Annotated in this window: 15 protein-coding genes; 7 read left to right on the top strand and 8 right to left on the bottom strand. The window is 70.0% G+C overall.

Going from position 1 to position 17,213, the window contains the following annotated elements; genetic code table 11:
• Positions 1-4: 4 nt before the first annotated feature.
• Genes alaS through OHT77_RS36435 form a run of 3 tightly spaced genes read right to left on the bottom strand, consistent with a single transcriptional unit; the run spans position 5 to position 3,481 of the window.
• Positions 5-2,677: an alanine--tRNA ligase gene (alaS, locus tag OHT77_RS36445; RefSeq protein ID WP_328832620.1), complete on the bottom strand. Its 2,673-nt coding sequence runs from the start codon at positions 2,675-2,677 to the stop codon at positions 5-7.
• Positions 2,677-3,027 (bottom strand): hypothetical protein, encoded by a 351-nt coding sequence (locus OHT77_RS36440; protein ID WP_266766958.1) that lies wholly within the window; start codon positions 3,025-3,027, stop codon positions 2,677-2,679. The genes alaS and OHT77_RS36440 overlap by 1 nt, the downstream gene beginning before the upstream one ends.
• A gap of 7 nt (positions 3,028-3,034) precedes the next feature.
• Positions 3,035-3,481 carry a DUF948 domain-containing protein gene (locus OHT77_RS36435; protein ID WP_266766959.1) on the bottom strand — a complete coding sequence of 149 codons (447 nt, stop codon included), beginning with the start codon at positions 3,479-3,481 and terminating at the stop codon, positions 3,035-3,037.
• Positions 3,482-3,687: 206 nt separating this feature from the next.
• On the opposite strand from OHT77_RS36435, the gene OHT77_RS36430 reads away from it, so the two are divergent.
• Complete coding sequence (locus OHT77_RS36430; protein ID WP_328832619.1) at positions 3,688-5,856, top strand: ATP-binding protein; 2,169 nt, start codon at positions 3,688-3,690, stop codon at positions 5,854-5,856.
• A 30-nt stretch (positions 5,857-5,886) separates the two neighbouring features.
• On the opposite strand, the gene rpsD is transcribed toward OHT77_RS36430, so the two are convergent.
• The 3 genes from rpsD to OHT77_RS36415 all read right to left on the bottom strand — a co-directional run bounded on the left by rpsD (position 5,887) and on the right by OHT77_RS36415 (position 8,877).
• The gene (gene rpsD / locus OHT77_RS36425; protein ID WP_019066381.1) at positions 5,887-6,501 is read right to left on the bottom strand and encodes a 30S ribosomal protein S4; all 615 of its coding nucleotides are present in this window, start codon (positions 6,499-6,501) and stop codon (positions 5,887-5,889) included.
• Between the two features lie 316 nt (positions 6,502-6,817).
• Complete coding sequence (locus OHT77_RS36420; protein ID WP_266766961.1) at positions 6,818-8,173, bottom strand: replication-associated recombination protein A; 1,356 nt, start codon at positions 8,171-8,173, stop codon at positions 6,818-6,820.
• A gap of 47 nt (positions 8,174-8,220) precedes the next feature.
• Positions 8,221-8,877 carry a vitamin K epoxide reductase family protein gene (locus OHT77_RS36415; RefSeq protein WP_328832618.1) on the bottom strand — a complete coding sequence of 219 codons (657 nt, stop codon included), beginning with the start codon at positions 8,875-8,877 and terminating at the stop codon, positions 8,221-8,223.
• A gap of 142 nt (positions 8,878-9,019) precedes the next feature.
• Here OHT77_RS36415 and OHT77_RS36410 point away from each other — a divergent pair, with 142 nt between their 5' ends.
• From OHT77_RS36410 to OHT77_RS36395, 4 genes are read left to right on the top strand one after another with little or no spacing between them, the layout of a single operon-like run.
• Positions 9,020-9,886 carry an ABC transporter ATP-binding protein gene (locus OHT77_RS36410; RefSeq protein WP_328832617.1) on the top strand — a complete coding sequence of 289 codons (867 nt, stop codon included), beginning with the start codon at positions 9,020-9,022 and terminating at the stop codon, positions 9,884-9,886.
• On the top strand, positions 9,883-10,734 hold the full coding sequence (locus OHT77_RS36405; protein ID WP_328832616.1) for an ABC transporter permease: 852 nt from the start codon (positions 9,883-9,885) through the stop codon (positions 10,732-10,734). Before OHT77_RS36410 ends, OHT77_RS36405 begins: the two co-directional genes overlap by 4 nt.
• Complete coding sequence (locus OHT77_RS36400; protein ID WP_328832615.1) at positions 10,731-12,002, top strand: sensor histidine kinase; 1,272 nt, start codon at positions 10,731-10,733, stop codon at positions 12,000-12,002. The genes OHT77_RS36405 and OHT77_RS36400 overlap by 4 nt, the downstream gene beginning before the upstream one ends.
• Positions 11,999-12,622, top strand: coding sequence for a response regulator transcription factor (locus OHT77_RS36395; protein WP_328832614.1), 624 nt, complete (start codon positions 11,999-12,001; stop codon positions 12,620-12,622). The genes OHT77_RS36400 and OHT77_RS36395 overlap by 4 nt, the downstream gene beginning before the upstream one ends.
• A 213-nt stretch (positions 12,623-12,835) precedes the next feature.
• Here the strand turns inward: OHT77_RS36395 and hisS are convergent, their stop codons facing one another.
• Positions 12,836-14,098 (bottom strand): histidine--tRNA ligase, encoded by a 1,263-nt coding sequence (hisS, locus tag OHT77_RS36390; RefSeq protein ID WP_328832613.1) that lies wholly within the window; start codon positions 14,096-14,098, stop codon positions 12,836-12,838.
• A 10-nt stretch (positions 14,099-14,108) separates the two neighbouring features.
• The gene (locus OHT77_RS36385; RefSeq protein ID WP_328832612.1) at positions 14,109-14,828 is read right to left on the bottom strand and encodes an MBL fold metallo-hydrolase; all 720 of its coding nucleotides are present in this window, start codon (positions 14,826-14,828) and stop codon (positions 14,109-14,111) included.
• 179 nt (positions 14,829-15,007) lie between these two features.
• Here OHT77_RS36385 and OHT77_RS36380 point away from each other — a divergent pair, with 179 nt between their 5' ends.
• Entirely contained in the window at positions 15,008-15,835 is an 828-nt protein-coding gene (locus OHT77_RS36380) for a peptidylprolyl isomerase (protein WP_328832611.1), read from the top strand.
• 135 nt (positions 15,836-15,970) lie between these two features.
• On the top strand, positions 15,971-17,200 hold the full coding sequence (locus OHT77_RS36375) for a DUF349 domain-containing protein (RefSeq protein ID WP_328832610.1): 1,230 nt from the start codon (positions 15,971-15,973) through the stop codon (positions 17,198-17,200).
• Positions 17,201-17,213: the final 13 nt, after the last annotated feature.

Genomic DNA, 17,213 nt, shown 5'->3' with positions numbered 1-17,213 from the left:
TTTCTTACTTGGCCGTGTCGGCGACGAGGCGCTCGACGGCGTCGACGGCCTCACCGACGGCGGCCGGGTTCTGGCCACCGCCCTGGGCCACGTCCGGCTTGCCGCCACCGCCGCCGCCGAGGGTCTTGGCGGCCGCGCGGACCAGGTCGCCGGCCTTGAGACCGCGCTCGCGGGCGGCCTCGTTGGTGGCGATGACCGTCAGCGGCTTGCCGTTGTTGACCGTGAAGAGGGCTACGACGGCGGCGCGTCCGCCCTGGATCCGGCCGCGCACGTCGAGGACCAGCTTGCGCAGGTCGTCGGCGCTGGTGCCGTCCGGGACCTGGCCGGTGACGATCGCGATGCCGTGCACGTCCTTGGCGGACTCGACGAGACCGGCCGCGGCCTGGAGCACCTTCTCGGCGCGGAACTTCTCGATCTCCTTCTCGGCGTCCTTCAGCTTGCCGAGCATCGCGGAGACCTTCTCCGGCAGCTCCTCCGGGCGCCCCTTGATCAGCTCCTGGAGCTGGGCGACGACCGTGTGCTCCCGGGCGAGGAAGTTGTAGGCGTCGACACCGACGAGCGCTTCGATACGGCGCACTCCGGAGCCGATCGACGACTCGCCGAGCAGCTTGACCAGGCCGAGCTGGGAGGTGTTGTGGACGTGGGTGCCGCCGCACAGCTCCTTGGAGAAGTCGCCGATGGTGACGACGCGGACCCGCTCGCCGTACTTCTCGCCGAACTCGGCGATGGCGCCCTGCTTCTTGGCCTCGTCGAGGCTGAGGATCTCGGCGTGCACGTCCAGGTCGCGGGCGAGCACCTCGTTGATCTTCTGCTCGACGTCGGTCATCACGGCGGTGGGAACCGCGGAGGGCGATCCGAAGTCGAAGCGGAAACGGCCCGGCTGGTTCTCGGAACCGGCCTGCGCGGCCGTCGGACCGAGGGCGTCACGCAGCGCCTGGTGAGTGAGGTGGGTGGCGGAGTGCGCGCGGGCGATGGCGGTACGGCGGCGGATGTCGATCGCGGCCTCGGCCTTGGCGCCGACGGTGACCTCGCCGAACTGGACGACGCCCTTGTGGACGTAGACCCCGGGGACCGGCTTCTGGCAGTCGCGGACCTCGATGACGGCACCGGACTCGACCTTGATGCGGCCGGTGTCGCCGATCTGGCCGCCGCCCTCGGCGTAGAAGGGGGTGCGGTCGAGGACGATCTCGACCTCGTCGCCCTCGGTCGCGGCCGGGGAGGAGACGCCGTCGACGAGGATGCCGACGATGGTGGACTCGCCCTGGGTGTCCGAGTAGCCGATGAAGTCGGTCTCGCCGGCCTTGTCGGCGATCTCGCGGTAGGCACCCACGCCCGCGTGGCCGGTCTTCTTGGCCTGCGCGTCGGCCTTGGCCTGGTCGCGCTGCTGCTTCATCAGGCGGCGGAAGCCGTCCTCGTCCACGGACAGGCCCTGTTCGGCGGCCATTTCGAGGGTGAGGTCGATCGGGAAGCCCCAGGTGTCGTGGAGCAGGAACGCCTTGTCGCCGGCGAGGACCTTGCCGCCCGACTGCTTGGTGTCGGCGATCGCGTTGTCGAGGATGTTGGTGCCGGCCTTCAGCGTCTTGACGAAGGCGGCCTCCTCGGCGAGGGCGACGGTCTCGATGCGCTGGCGGTCGGTGACGAGCTCGGGGTACTGCTGGCCCATCATCGCGATGACCGTGTCGATGAGGTCCTTGACGACCAGACCCGTGGCACCGAGCAGGCGCATGTTGCGGATGGCGCGGCGCATGATGCGGCGCAGGACGTAACCACGGCCCTCGTTGCCGGGGGTCACGCCGTCGCCGATGAGCATCACGGACGTGCGCATGTGGTCGGTGACCACGCGCAGGGAGACGTCGGACTCGTGCGAATCGCCGTACTCGACGCCGGTCAGCTCGGTGGCCTTCTTGATGACGGCCATCGAGGTGTCGATCTCGTACATGTTCTGCACGCCCTGCAGGATCATCGCGAGGCGCTCGAGGCCGAGGCCCGTGTCGATGTTCTTGCTGGGCAGCTCGCCGAGGATCTCGAAGTCCTCCTTGCCGATGCCCTCGCCGCGCTCGTACTGCATGAAGACGAGGTTCCAGATCTCCACGTACCGCTCGTCGTTGACGGCCGGGCCGCCCTCGACGCCGAACTCGGGGCCGCGGTCGTAGTTGATCTCGGAGCACGGGCCGCAGGGACCCGGGACGCCCATCGACCAGTAGTTGTCCTTCTTGCCGAGGCGCTGGATGCGCTCGGAGGGGACACCGATCTTGTCGCGCCAGATCGTCTCGGCCTCGTCGTCGTCGAGGTAGACGGTGATCCACAGGCGCTCGGGGTCGAGGCCGTAACCACCCTTGTCCTGGGGCGAGGTGAGCAGCTCCCAGGCGTAGGTGATCGCGCCTTCCTTGAAGTAGTCGCCGAACGAGAAGTTGCCGCACATCTGGAAGAACGTGCCGTGGCGGGTGGTCTTGCCGACCTCTTCGATGTCCGGCGTGCGCACGCACTTCTGCACGCTGGTGGCGCGCGGCCACGGCGGCTTGACCTCACCGAGGAAGTACGGCTTGAAGGGGACCATGCCGGCGGGGACCAGGAGCAGAGTCGGGTCGTCCGCGATGAGCGACGCCGAGGGGACGACGGTGTGGCCGCGCTCCTCGTAGAAGCTCAGCCAGCGGCGGCGGATTTCAGCCGACTCCATCAGTGGTCCTCATTCCGGTTGTACGAGTACGTCGTCCTGTCGACGGACTTCGGGTCAGTGCGGTTCTCGATCGCGGGGTACCGCCGGGCGGCGGGGAGTTCGGGGTCGACCGGGGCGTTGATCCCCAGTGCGTCGCCGAGTTCGGCCTCGCGCTGGGCCATGCCCGCGCGGACGTCGAGCGCGAAGTGGACCGCGCTGTCCTTGAGCTTGTGGCCCGCTTCGAGCGCCTTGTTGGCCGCGGAGACGGCGAGGTGCTCGGGGGTCAGCTGCTTCAGCTTGCGATTGACCTTGGTGGTCGCCCAGACACCGGCGGCTACGCCCGTGCCGAACCAGAACGTACGGCGGAACATCGCTCGGTCAGTCCTTCTTCCGGGTGCGCTTGCCCCGCCGTCCGGCCGGGACGGTACGGCCCACGATCACCGTGCGCCGGGAGGTGCCGGCGGGTGCGGGGACGTCCTCGCGACGGCCGCCCAGGGCCCGGCGGACGCCGTAGCCGAAGGCCGCGACCTTGACGAGCGGGCCGCCGAAGGTGGAGGCGACGGTGGTGGACAGTGCGGAGGCGTTCGACGTGACCTCCTGGACGTCGGTGGCGATCGCGTCGACCCGGTCGATCTGGGTCTGCGCGGAGCGCACCGCCGCGGAGGCGTCCGCCAGCAGCGGCACCGCCTGATCGGTCACGTCCGCGACCAGCTTGGTGGTCGCCTTGAGCGTCTGGGCCACCCTCACCAGTGCGACGGCGAGGAAGGAGACCAGGATCGCCCAGAAGACGGCCACCAGGATCCCGGCCACCTCTCCACCGGACACCTGACACCCGCTCTCATAAACACCTGTTGATGACTCGTCCCGAGCCTATCGCGCCGGAGGCGACGCCCCGTGAACACCTGTGGATAACCGCTGCCGAGCCTATCGCGCCGGGGGCGGCGCTCCGTACCGCATTACCGCCCCGCGCACACCGGAGTTGAGCGAAGCGATTGTACGGACTGAACACGGTTCAGTACGCTCCGTGTTCCATGCGAGCTTCCCAGGGCGGCGACGCCACCGCGGACGGCAATCTGCCCCTCGAACCCGACCGGTTCGTGGGCCGCTCGGCCGAACTCACCGAACTGGCACGGGCGCTCGACGCCTCGCGCCTGGTCACGGTGACCGGGCCGGGCGGGGTCGGCAAGTCCCGGCTCGCGGCCCACGCGGCAGCCCGGTCCGCTCCCCCGGACGGCGTCTGGCGGGTGGAGCTGGCACCGGTGCGCGACCCGGAACTCGTGGACTTCGCGGTCGTGGAGGCGCTGGGGCTGACGGACCACACCGCGCGGCTGCCGCGTGAGGCGCTGCTCGGGCATCTGGCGGACCGTCAACTCCTGTTGGTGCTGGACGGGTTCGAGCACCTGGTGGAGGTGTGTGCCGAGCTGGTGGCCGAGTTGCTCGGGCGGGTGCCGGGGCTGCGGGTGCTCGCGGTGGGGCGGCGGCCGCTGGAACTGGCCGGTGAACGGATCGTCGCGGTGGCGCCGCTCGGCGAGGACGAGGCGCTGGAGCTGTTCGCCGACCGGGCCGCGCAGCAGGGCGTGGTCCTCGGGGACGAGCCGGGCGTACGGGAACTGTGCAGGCGGCTCGACGGGATTCCCCTTGCGGTCGAGCTGGCGGCGGGGCGGCTGCGGGCGCTGACACCCGGGGAGCTGCTCGCGCGGTTCGACGACCGGTTCCGGCTGCTGGCCGGCGGGCGCCGGGACGCGCTGCCCCGGCACCAGGCGTTGCGCACGGCGATCGGCTGGAGCCACGAGCTGTGCACGCCCGAGGAACGGCTGCTGTGGGCACGCCTCTCGGTGTTCGCCGGGCGCTTCGACCTGGAGGCCGCCGAGTACGTGTGCGGCGGCGACGGCCTGACCTCGGACGGCGTCCTCGACGTGCTCTCCGAGCTCCTCGCCCAGTCCGTGGTGGTCCGCGACGAGACACCGACGGGCGTCCGCTACCGCATGCTCGACACGATCCGGGCCTACGGCGCCGACTGGCTGGAGGCGACCGGGGACGCGCCCCGGCTGCGGCGCAGACACCGCGACTGGTACCTGGGCCTGGCCACCTGGTGCGAGCTGGACTGGTTCTCGCCGCGCCAGGGCGAGGTCGCCGCGCGCGTCGAGGCGGAGCTGCCGAATCTGCGCGCGGCCCTGGAGTACTGCCTGACCGAGCCGGACGAGACGCACCTGGGCCAGTACCTCGCGGGCTCCCTCTGGTTCTACTGGGCGGGCTGCGGACGCCTCGCGGAGGGCCGGCACTGGCTGGAGCAGGCGGTGCAGCTGGACGCGGAGGACACGGCCAACGACCAGTCACGGCTGAAGGCCCTCTGGGTGCTCGGCTATGTGGCGATCCTCCAGGGCGACACCGTGCCCGCGCTGGCCGCCCTCCAGGAGTGCCGCGAGGAGGCCGACCACGCCGCGAACCCCACGGCGGTGGCCTACGCCGAACACCGCACCGGCTGCCTCGCCCTGGTCACCGACGACATGGCGCGCGCGGAGACCCTGCTGCGCTCGGCCCTGGACCGCTACCAGCAGATCGGCGAGCTCAACAGCAACGTCCTGATGGGCCAGGTCGAACTGGCCATGACCCGCGCCTTCCAGGGCGACCTGGCGGACGCGGTGAAGCTGTGCGAGGACGTCCGCCGGGTCTGCGAGGACCACGGCGAGCGCTGGACCCGCGCCTACGCGCTGTACGTCCTGGCCTACGTCGCCTGGAGCGACGGCGAACTCGTCCTGGCCCGCGACCTGTTGGCGGACTGTCTGGGCAGCGCCCACGGCTTCCGCGACCTGCTGGGCTCGGTGCTCGCGGTCGAACTGCTGGCCCTCGTCACCGTGGCGGAGGGCGACGCCGCCGAGGCCGCGCTGCTCCAGGGAGCCGCCGCCGGGATGTGGCCCTCGGTCGGGCTGCCGCTGTTCGGCTCGGCGTACTACAACGCGCCGCACGAGCTGTGCGAGGCGATGGCCCGGGAACGCCTCGGCGACGAGCGCTACGACGAGTGCGTACGGGAAGGTGCGCGGCTCGGCCGGGAGGCGGCCGTGGCCCGGGCGCTCGGGCAGCAGCGGTCGCCCGGCATCCCGCAGTCGCCGCGCGTACCGCCGCGCCGGACGGCGGCGATCGTGGACATGCGAAAGCCCGCCGCCTCCCCCACCTGGAAGGGCGGGGAGCCGACGGGCTGACGTGGAGCTGGTGCTACGTCCGTGAGGTGATCAGCGGGCGTAGTACTCGACGACGAGCTGCTCGTCGCAGATCACCGGGATCTCCTTGCGGTTCGGCTCGCGGTCCAGGCGGAACGCCAGGGCGCCGAGGTTCACCTGGAGGTAGCGCGGGGTCTCGCCGTCGGGGGCGAAGCCACCGGCGCGGGAGACCTCGAACAGGGTCTTGCTGCGGCTGCGCTCGCGGACCATGACGACGTCGTCGGGCTTGACGCGGAAGGACGGCTTGTCGACCTTCTGGCCGTTGACCTCGATGTGGCCGTGGACGACCATCTGGCGGGCCTGGTAGATCGTGCGGGCGATGCCCGAGCGAAGGACCAGCGCGTCGAGACGACGCTCCAGCTCGATGATCAGGGCCTCACCGGTCTTGCCCTGGACCTTGGAGGCACGCTCGTAGGCGCGGACGAGCTGGCGCTCGGACACGTCGTACTGCGCGCGCAGACGCTGCTTCTCCAGCAGACGGACCTTGTAGTCCGAGTTCTGCTTGCGGCCACGACCGTGCTCACCCGGCGGGTAGGGACGGGCCTCGAAGTACTTGACGGCCTTCGGGGTCAGCGCGATGCCGAGGGCACGCGACTTCTTGACCTTGGGGCGGGACTGGTTCGCCACGATGTCTCTTTCCTGGTTATCGGCTTGTCAGGGTGGTGAGAGAGGTCGCATCCGCAGCCGGGGGAAACCCTCCGGGACCCTTGCGGGACCTGGTGGGCAGCCGCTCCCCTGAACTGGGCACATACGTGCAGCACGCGAGTGGCCCACCGACCGATCCCGCCTTGCGACGAGTGGTGGTGGGCTGCCCGCGACACCATTCGAACGGTGCGCGACGCTCCTGGAGCCGGTCTGAGAACTGGGTCCCCTGACTGACTCCGGCTGACCGTCCCGTTCTGACTGCACGGGACACAGCGCTTCGAGGGATTCTACAGGGTGCTCAGGACCGCTTACGACCAAGGTGCTGCCTGGTCCACTCCACCGCGTCCGCGTACCGCGCCTCCGCCCCGTGGCGGGTCGGCTCGTAGTACTCGCGGTCCTTCAGCTCCTCCGGGGCGTACTGCTGCTCGGCGATGCCCTCCGGCAGGTCGTGCGGGTAGACGTACCCCTGCGCGTGCCCGAGCTTGGCCGCGCCCTTGTAGTGCCCGTCCCGCAGATGCATGGGCACCGGGCCCGCGTGCCCCTTGCGTACGTCCTCCATGGCGGCGCCGATCGCGGTGGTCGCCGCGTTCGACTTGGGCGCCAGGGCGAGGGCGATGGTGGCGTGGCTGAGGGTGAGCGCGGCCTCCGGGAAGCCGATCATCGCCACGGCCTGGGCGGCGGCGACCGCGATCGGCAGCGCGTTCGGATCCGCCAGGCCGATGTCCTCGCTCGCGGAGATCATCAGGCGGCGGGCGATGAAGCGGGGGTCCTCGCCCGCCTCGATCATGCGGGCCAGGTAGTGCAGGGCCGCGTCGACGTCGGAGCCGCGGATGGACTTGATGAGGGCGCTGGCCACGTCGTAGTGCTGGTCGCCGTCGCGGTCGTACTTCACCGCCGCGCGGTCGACGGTCTCCTCCAGGGTCTGGAGGGTGATGTCCGGCTCGCCCTTGTCGAGGGCGGCTCCTGCGGCGGCCTCCAGGGCGGTGAGCGCGCGGCGGGCGTCGCCGCCGGCGATGCGCAGCAGGTGGTTCTCGCTGTCCTCGGGGAGGGTGACCGCGTTCTTCAGGCCGCGGTCCTCGCTCAGGGCGCGGCGGAGCAGGGCGCGCAGGTCGTCGTCCGTGAGGGGTTCGAGGGTGAGGAGGAGGGAGCGGGACAGGAGGGGGGAGATCACCGAGAAGTACGGGTTCTCCGTGGTCGCCGCGATCAGGGTCACCCAGCGGTTCTCGACGGCCGGGAGCAGGGAGTCCTGCTGGGCCTTGCTGAAGCGGTGGATCTCGTCCAGGAAGAGGACGGTCTCCTTGCCGAAGCCTCCGGTGGCGCGGCGGGCGCCGTCGATGACCGCGCGGACCTCCTTGACGCCCGCGGTGATGGCGGACAGCTCCACGAACCGCTTGTTGGTCGCCTTCGAGACGACGTAAGCGAGGGTCGTCTTGCCGGTGCCGGGCGGGCCCCAGAGGATCACCGAGGAGGGTCCGGCGGGGCCGCCCGCGCCCTCGCCGACCAGTCTGCGCAGGGGCGAGCCCGGCTTCAGCAGGTGCTGCTGGCCCACCACCTCGTCGAGGGTGCGCGGGCGCATCCGCACCGCCAGGGGACTGCTGGACGGGTCCTTCTCCTGGCGTTCTTCCGCGGCGGCGGTGAATAGGTCGGGCTCCACGTCCAAAACCCTATGTCACGCCACTGACAATGCCGTCGGGGCCGGGGTCAGGCCCAGAGCTGGGTGCCCCAGCGGGTCAGGATCAGCATGGCGATGATGCCGACGTGGGTGACCGGGAGGACCCAGGTGAACTCGCCCAGGAAGTTCTTCACCGGGCGCGGGGCCTTCAGGAAGTCGTTGCGGATGTTGAACGACGTGACGTACCAGAACATCGTGATCGTGGCGACCCAGGCCAGCGAGCACCACAGGCACAGCGCGTTGATCCGGTACAGCGACTGGAACTGCAGCCAGGTGCAGAAGCCCACCCCGAAGAGGGTGCCGAAGTTGAAGGTCAGCCAGTACCAGCGGGGGAACCTGACCCGGGTCAGCAGGGTCATGCCGACGCAGATGACGATGCCGTAGCAGACCAGGCCGAGCATCGGGTTGGGGAAGCCGAAGGCCGCGGCCTGCTTGCTCTCCATGACGCTGCCGCAGGAGACGATCGGGTTGATGCTGCAGCTCGGGGTGAAGGTCTTCCCGGCTACCTTGCCCTCGAGGATCTTGAACTTGTCGATCGTGATGACCCAGGCGGCGAGCAGTCCGGCCGCTCCGGTGATCACCATCAGCACGGCGAAGGCGCGGCTGCTGCCCACCGTGCGCGGCTCGCCGGCCGTGTGCTCCGGCTCGGAGTCGGTGGAGACGTCCTTCACTGTCGTCTTGCTCATCACGCCGATCCGTCACTTGAGAGTTGGACCTTCTTCGGGCACGGCCATTGTGCCGCACGCACACCCGTGTCCACCGTTCGGTGGACATAAGGAAGGCCGCACGGTCGTCCCTGAGCGCTCGATTCCGGACGATGCTCGTGGCATGACAAAACAGGCGAACGAACTCGCAGTGGATGTGCGGGGGCTGCGCAAGCAGTACGGGGACGTGACCGCCGTCGACGGAATCGACCTGGAGATCCGCACGGGAGAGGTGTTCGGCCTGCTCGGACCCAATGGAGCGGGCAAGAGCACCACGGTCGAGATCCTCCAGGGCAACCGCGGCCGGGACGCCGGCGAGGTCTCGGTGCTCGGCTCGGACCCTGCGACGGGCACACGCGCGTGGCGTTCGCGGGTCGGAATCGTCTGGCAGGACGAATCCGCACCCGCCGAGTTGACGGTCGGCGAGACCGTGCGGCATTTCGCCCGCTACTACCCGCGTCCGCGCGACCCGGAGGAGGTCATCGGACTGGTCGGTCTCGACGCCAAGGCGGACAGCCGTATCAAGGCGCTGTCCGGCGGCCAGCGGAGGCGTCTCGACGTGGCCCTCGGGGTCATAGGCGGCAGCGATCTCCTCCTCCTGGATGAGCCGACGACCGGGTTCGACCCGGCCGCCCGGCGCCAGTTCTGGGAGCTGATCCGCAAGCTCGCCGACGAGGGCACCACGATCCTCCTCACCACGCACTACCTGGAGGAGGCGGAGAACCTCGCCGACCGCCTGGCGATCGTCGCCAAGGGCCGTGTGGTCGCGGAGGGCGAACCGGCCGCCCTGCGCGAGCGCCACGGCACCGGGGCGACCGTCGAGTGGACCGAGCCGGACGGCACCCCGCGCGCGGAGCACACGGAGACTCCTACCAAGGTCGTAGCCGAACTCATGCGCCGCTTCGACGGAGAGATCCCCGGCCTGCTGGTGAGCCGGCCCACCCTGGAGGACGTCTACCTCCGGCTGACCGGACAGGAAGACGCGCGATGACCACGACCACGACCGCCGTACGGACCGGAGCAAAGGCCTCCGGGCAACGGCTGCCCAACGCCTGGGGGTTGGGCCTGCGACGCGGGGGCCTCGAACTCAAGCAGTTCTTCCGCCAGCGCGACCAGGTCGTCTTCACCTTCGCCTTCCCGGTCGTCTTCCTCTTCCTGTTCGCGTCGATCTTCAGCGACGACGTCCGGGGCGCGGGCGTGACCGCCTCCCAGCTCTACGTCCCGGCGATGATGGCCGCCGGCATCATGTCGACGAGTTTCCAGTCCCTCGGCATCTCGATCGCGATCGAACGCGACGAGAAGGTGCTGCGCCGGCTGCGCGGCACCCCGATGCCACCGGCCGCGTACTTCCTCGGCAAGATCTGGCTGGTTCTGGTCACGGGCCTGATGGAGACCGCGATCCTCCTCCTCGTCGGCACCACCCTCTACGACGTGGACCTGCCCTCGTCCGCGACGAAGTGGCTGGACTTCGGCTGGATCTTCGTCCTCGGTCTCACGGCGTGCGCGCTGCTCGGCATCGCGATCAGCTCGGTCCCGAAGTCCGGCAAGAGCGCGACCTCCGTGGTCGTCCTGCCCTTCCTGGTCCTGCAGTTCATCTCCGGGGTGTACATCTCCATCGACACCATCCCGGACTGGATGCTCAACATCGGCGCCCTGTTCCCGCTGAAGTGGATGTGCCAGGGGCTGCGCGGGGTGTTCCTGCCCTCGTCGGCGCAGGTGCTGGAACAGGCCGGGTGTTGGGAGTTCGGGAAGATCGCGCTGGTGCTCGGGGCGTGGTGCGTCGGAGGATTGCTGCTGTGCCTGCTGACCTTCCGGTGGAAGAACCGGCGCGACGGATGAAGGCTCCGCACGGGCCGTCGGGCTCGTACACCTGGGACCGCTCCTTCCGGCTCTGGGACACGTACTTCGCCCTGATCTGGCTGGCCACCCTGGTGTTCGTGCTCGGCACGAGCCATCCGGGGTGGCCGGTGCGCGTCACGGCGGCCGGCCTCCTCGTCCCACTGATCCCGCTCTACGTCCGGATCGGGCGCCCGGTCCTCCAGGGCGACCCGCCGGACGAGCGCCGGGCGGTCGGCTACCTCGTCGCGGAGATGGCGCTGTTCCTGCCCTCGGCGGTCCTCGTCGGCGAGACCCGGCTGCTGGCCTTCGCGCTCGTCCCGCCCTGCTTCATGGTGCTGCGGCTGCGCTGGGCGCTGATCGCGGTGACCGTCATCAACATCGTGCCCGTGATCGGCTGGACGCTGCTGTGGTGGCCCAGCGCGCAGGACGTGTTCTTCAACTCGGTCTTCGCGGTGGTCACCCTCGTCTTCTCGATGGCGCTGGGCACCTGGATCATCCGTGTCATCGAACAGAGCCAGGAGCGCGCCGCGTTGATAGCCGAACTGGACGCCAGCCGCCACGAGGTCTCCCGGCTCTCCTCGGCGCACGGCGCGCTCGCCGAACGGGAGCGCATGGCCCGCGAGATCCACGACACCCTCGCCCAGGGCTTCACCAGCCTGCTGATGCTGGTCCAGGCCGTGGAGGCGGAGCTGGACGACGATCTCCCGCAGGCTCGCCGCCACTTGGCCCTGATGGACGAGACGGCCCGCCAGAACCTCGCCGAGGCCCGCGCCCTGGTCACCGGCGGCACCCCGGCCGACCTCGCGGACGCCTCCCTCCCCGACGCCCTGCGCCGGCTCGCCGCCCGCCATGACGCGGCCTTCCAAGTCACCGGCCCGGTACGCGCGTTGCCCGCAGGACCCGAGGTGGTGGCCCTGCGCTCCTGCCAGGAGGCGCTCGCCAACGCCCGCAAGCACGCGGGGAGTTCGGTCGCGGTGAGCCTCGCGCTGGCGTACGCCGACGACCAACTTACCGTGTCCGTACGGGACGACGGGTGCGGCTTCGATCCCGGTGCGGTGTCCGGCGGTTACGGACTGGCGGGGCTGCGGACCCGGGCGGCCGAGGTGGGTGGGACGGCGGTGGTGCGGAGTGCGGCGGGCGAGGGGACGACGGTGACGGTCCGGTTGCCGATATCGCCCGCGGCGCCCGTAGCACCCGTAGCACCCGTGTCATCTGTACCGCCTGCGTCGCCTGCGTCGCCTGTGTCGCCCTCAAGGAGTCCCCGATGATCCGGATCATCCTGGCCGACGACCATCCCGTCGTACGGGAGGGCCTGCGCGCCATGCTCAGTGCCGAGCCGGATCTCGATGTCGTCGCCGACGCGTCCAGTGGGCCTCAGGCGGAGGCGCTCGCGGCCGAACTCCGGCCCGACATCGTGCTGATGGACCTGCGGATGCCGGGGGGTGGGGGTGTCGACTCCATCGTGCGGATGAGTGCGGCGGGGTTGCCCTGCCGCGTCATCGTGCTCACGACGTACGAGACCGACCGGGACATCCTGCGGGCCGTGGAGGCGGGGGCGGCGGGTTATCTGCTGAAGGATCTGCCTCGGGGTGAACTCGCCGACGCGGTACGGGCCGCTGCGCGGGGCGAGACCGTGCTGGCGCCGTCCGTCGCGGCGCGGCTGGTCGACCAGTTGCGGACCAGGCCCGATCGGCCTCGGTTGTCCGTGCGGGAGGTCGCGGTGTTGCGGTTGGTGGCGGAGGGGTGCACCAACGCCGAGATCGGGCGGCGGCTGTACATCGGGGAGTCCACCGTGAAGACCCATCTGCTGCGGGTCTTCGGGAAGTTGGGGGTGGATGACCGGACGGCGGCGGTGACGAGTGCGATGCGGTACGGGTTGCTGGACTGAGGATTCCCGCCCCCACCGCCCCTACCCGTCCCATCCTTCTGGGGCTCCGCCCCAGACCCCGCTCCTCAAACGCCGGAGAGGCTGAAATTCAGCCCCCCTTCAGCCCGTCCGGCGTTTGAGGACGAGGCCCTTTCGGGGCCGATGCGGGGGTCTGGGGGCGGCAGCCCCCAGGGACGGGACGGTAGGGGCGGCGGGGGCGAAAAAAGCCGGTCCTCAGCCGAGCTTCGACTCCAGTTCCGCCACGATCTCGTTCACGCCGACCGCCGACTGCTCCCCGGACTCCATGTCCTTGAGCTGGACGACGCCCTCGGCGAGGTCGCGCTCGCCGGCGACGATGGTGTAGCGCGCCCCGCTGCGGTTGGCGTTCTTCATCGCGCCCTTGAGCCCCTTGGAGCCGTAGGAGAAGTCCGCCGCGATACCGAGCTTGCGGAGTTCGGTGACCTTGGCGAAGAGCACCCGGCGGGCCTCCTCGCCGAGGGGGACGGCGAACACACTGGTGGACGCTGGGAGTTGGAGCTCGACACCTTCCGCCTCGAGGGCGAGGACCGTACGGTCGACGCCCAGCGCCCAGCCCACGGAGGGCAGCGCGGGCCCGCCGATCATCTCGGAGAGGCCGTCGTAGCGCCCGCCGCCGCCCACCGCGGACTGGGACCCCAGACCGTCGTGGACGAACTCGAAGGTCGTACGGGTGTAGTAGTCCAGGCCGCGGACGAGCTTCGGGTCGTCCTCGAAGGAGACACCCGCGGCCGTGATCAGCTCGCGGACCTCCTCGTGGTACGCCTTGCACGCGTCGCAGAGGTAGTCGCGGAGCAGCGGCGCGTCCGCCAACTGCTTCTGGACATCGGGGCGTTTGTCGTCGAGGACGCGGAGCGGGTTGATGTCCGCGCGGCGCAGGGTCTCCTCGTCGAGGTCGAGGCCCCGGAGGAAGGTCTGCAGCGCCTCCCGGTAGACCGGACGGCACTCCTTGTCGCCCAGGCTGTTGAGGAGGATGCGGAAGTTCCGCAGCCCCAGGGAGCGGTACGCCTGGTCCGCCAGGATGATCAGCTCGGCGTCCAGCGCCGGGTCCTCGGCACCGATCGCCTCGGCGCCGACCTGGGAGAAGTGGCGGTAACGGCCCTTCTGGGGGCGCTCGTAGCGGTAGTACGAGCCGGAGTACCAGAGCTTGACCGGGAGGTTGCCCAGCTTGTGCAGGTTGGCCTCGAGTGCCGCGCGCAGTACGGAAGCCGTGCCTTCCGGGCGCAGGGCGAGTTGGTCGCCGCCTTTGGTCTCGAAGGCGTACATCTCCTTGGTCACGATGTCGGTGGACTCACCCACACCGCGCGCGAACAGCTCGACGTTCTCGAAGCCGGGGGTCTCGATGTAGCCGTAGCCGGAGTTCCGCAGCGGAGTGGCGATGGCCTCGCGCACGGCGAGGTACTTGGCCGACTCCGGCGGAATCAGGTCGTACGTGCCCTTGGGGGCCTGAAAGGTGCTCACGAAAATCTCGTCACATTCCTCGTCGGGGAGCCTTCACATCAGCGCCGTGCTCCCGGCGGCCTACGGCCACCTCTCGCAGGTACGGGTTGGTGGCGCGCTCCTGGCCGATGGTCGTCTGGGGGCCGTGGCCGGACAGCACCACGGTCGAGTCGTCGAGCGGCAGGCACACGCGGGCCAGCGAGTCGAGGATCTCGGCGTGGGAGCCGCCGGGCAGGTCGGTGCGTCCGATGGAGCCGGCGAAGAGCAGATCCCCGGAGAAGAACACGGACGGGATCTCCGTGTTCTCGGGCATCTGGAAGGTCACCGACCCCTTCGTATGGCCCGGCGCGTGCGCGACCGAGAACTCCAGTCCCGCCAGCTCCAGCCGCGCTCCGTCGGTCAGCTCCTTGACGTCGTCCGGCTCCCCCACGGTCAGCTCGCCCATCAGCGGCATCCCGATCGAGCGGCCGAGCGCCTTCTCGGGGTCGCTCATCATGAACCGGTCCTCGGGGTGGATCCAGGCGGGCACGTCGTGCGCGCCGCACACCGGGACGACCGAGGCCACATGGTCGATGTGGCCATGGGTGAGGACGACCGCGACGGGCTTGAGCCGATGCTTTCTGAGCGCTTCCTCGACTCCCTGGGCGGCCTGATGGCCAGGGTCGATGATCACGCACTCCTCACCGGCGGCGGGGGCGACGAGATAACAGTTCGTCCCCCAGGCCCCGGCGGGGAACCCGGCAATGAGCACGATCGTCCTTCGTTGTGTCGATACGGGAGGGGATAAGGATCCCTGCCTCGGTGGTCAGAGCCTACCGGCGCTGCCGAATCCTCAGCGAACCCATATACGGTACGGGGCACACGCAGGCGGTCGGCTCATAAGACGCACGCGTCCCAGTCGGCGTACGAGACGCATGAGGAGAGAATCCGGTGGTCACCCAGGAACAGCGGAAGCGGCAGCTCGCGCGGGAGAAGTTCTTGCGGCAGCAGCAGCGGCGTACGTCCGCTCGACGCAAGGCGCGCATGCGCAACTCGGTGATCGCGTCGGTGCTCGGCGTGATCGTGATCGGCAGTGTCGTGCTGTACACGACCAATGTCATGAAGGGCAACGACGACAAGTCGAACGCGAGCGCGGACGTCACGCCCACGCCCAGCGCCTCGGCGACGAAGAAGGCCCCGGACCCGTGCGCGAAGCCGGCCGCCGGCAAGATCAAGACCGAGACCTGGAAGAAGGAGCCGGCGGTCACGATCGACAAGTCGGCCAAGTACACGATGAAGCTCGCGACGACCTGCGGTGACATCGACATCGCGCTCAAGACGTCGGCCGCGCCGCACACCGTGAACTCGTTCAGCTTCCTGGCCGGCAAGGGCTTCTTCGACCACACGAAGTGCCACCGCCTCACCACCAACGGCATCTACGTGCTGCAGTGCGGCGACCCCACGGGCGCGGGCAGCGGCGGCCCCGGCTACACGATCCCGGACGAGAACCTGAAGGACACCAGTCTCAAGGGCGGGGTCTACCCGGCGGGCACGGTGGCGATGGCGAACACCGGTCAGAAGCACACCGGCGGCAGCCAGTTCTTCCTGGTCTACAAGGACAGCCAGCTTCCGGCCAGCTACACGCCGTTCGGTACCATCTCGGCCTCCGGCATGAAGGTGCTGCAGAAGATCGCGGCGGCCGGTGAGAGCACGGGCGCGGGCGACGGCGCACCGAACGCGACGGTCGTGATCAACAAGGCGACCGTCACCCGATCCTGACCGTCAACAGCCAAATTTCGGTCGCGCGGGATGCGGACAGGCAACCCGCCGGTCGCCTATGTTGGCCGTGACGAAACTGTGGACGATGCCCGGGGGCACAGAGGCCCTGTGCAGGCATCATGTGGAGGAGGCGCTGTGAGCAGCGACCCGTGGGGCCGCGTCGACGAGACGGGGACCGTGTACGTGCGTACGGCCGACGGCGAGCAGGTCGTCGGTTCCTGGCAGGCCGGCTCCCCTGAGGAGGCGCTGGCCTACTTCGAGCGCAAGTACGAAGGCCTGGTTGTCGAGATCGGCCTCCTCGAGAAGCGTGTGAAGACCACCGATCTGTCGGCGAAGGACGCGCAGGCCGCCGTCGACCATCTGCGCGAGCAGGTCGACGCCCATCACGCGGTGGGCGACCTGGCGGCGCTGGGCGTCCGGCTGGACAAGCTGGTGGAGACCGTCGAGGCGCGCCGCGAGGAGCGCAAGCAGCAGCGCGCCAAGCAGTCCGACGAGGCCCGGCACTCCAAGGAGGCGCTGGTCGTCGAGGCGGAGGAGCTGGCGCAGTCCGACCAGTGGCGGGCGGCCGGTGAGCGGCTGCGGGCGCTGGTGGACACCTGGAAGGGTCTGCCGCGCCTGGACCGCAAGTCGGACGACGAGCTGTGGCACCGCTTCTCGCATGCCCGGTCGGCCTTCTCCAAGCGCCGCAAGGCGCACTTCGCGTCGCTCGACGCGCAGCGCGAGGACGCCCGCAAGACCAAGGAGAAGCTGGTCGCCGAGGCCGAGGGTCTGTCGGCCTCGACGGACTGGGGTCCCACGGCCGCGCGCTACCGCGAGCTGATGGCCGACTGGAAGGCGGCGGGCCGCGCCCAGCGCGAGCACGAGGACGATCTGTGGAACCGCTTCCGCGGCGCCCAGGACGTCTTCTTCGCCGCCCGCAGCTCGGTCTTCGCCGAGCGGGACGCCGAGCAGACGGAGAACCTGAAGCTCAAGGAGGAGCTGGCCGAGGAGGCCGAGAAGCTCCTGCCGGTGACCGATCTGAAGGCGGCCCGCGCGGCCTTCCGTTCGATCAACGAGCGCTGGGAGGCCATCGGCCATGTGCCGCGTGACTCCCGCCCGAAGGTCGAGGGCCGGATGCACACGATCGAGCGGGCCCTCCAGGAGTCCGAGGAGGCCGAGTGGCGCCGGACGAACCCGGAGGCACGCGCGCGTGCCGAGGGTCTCACCGGTCAGCTCCAGGCCGCCGTGGACAAGCTCACGGGCCAGATCGAGCAGGCCCGCGCCCAGGGCAACACCTCCCGCGCCGACAAGCTCCAGCGCGAGCTCGAGGGTCGCCAGGCCCTGCTGGAGCAGGCGCTGAAGGGCCTGCAGGAGTTCGGCGGCTGACCCGTCCGCACAC

This window comes from Streptomyces sp. NBC_00252, from assembly GCF_036187565.1.
Classification (GTDB): domain Bacteria; phylum Actinomycetota; class Actinomycetes; order Streptomycetales; family Streptomycetaceae; genus Streptomyces.
This window is presented reverse-complemented; position numbering and strand designations above follow the sequence as displayed.

What these genes read in the sequence shown, in the direction of transcription:
- alaS (WP_328832620.1), bottom strand. Translation starts at nt 2,677, where the DNA reads ATGGAGTCGGCTGAAATCCGCCGCCGCTGGCTGAGCTTCTACGAGGAG.
- OHT77_RS36440 (WP_266766958.1), bottom strand. Translation starts at nt 3,027, where the DNA reads ATGTTCCGCCGTACGTTCTGGTTCGGCACGGGCGTAGCCGCCGGTGTC.
- OHT77_RS36430 (WP_328832619.1), top strand. Translation starts at nt 3,688, where the DNA reads ATGCGAGCTTCCCAGGGCGGCGACGCCACCGCGGACGGCAATCTGCCC.
- OHT77_RS36415 (WP_328832618.1), bottom strand. Translation starts at nt 8,877, where the DNA reads ATGAGCAAGACGACAGTGAAGGACGTCTCCACCGACTCCGAGCCGGAG.
- OHT77_RS36410 (WP_328832617.1), top strand. Translation starts at nt 9,020, where the DNA reads ATGACAAAACAGGCGAACGAACTCGCAGTGGATGTGCGGGGGCTGCGC.
- OHT77_RS36405 (WP_328832616.1), top strand. Translation starts at nt 9,883, where the DNA reads ATGACCACGACCACGACCGCCGTACGGACCGGAGCAAAGGCCTCCGGG.
- OHT77_RS36400 (WP_328832615.1), top strand. Translation starts at nt 10,731, where the DNA reads ATGAAGGCTCCGCACGGGCCGTCGGGCTCGTACACCTGGGACCGCTCC.
- OHT77_RS36395 (WP_328832614.1), top strand. Translation starts at nt 11,999, where the DNA reads ATGATCCGGATCATCCTGGCCGACGACCATCCCGTCGTACGGGAGGGC.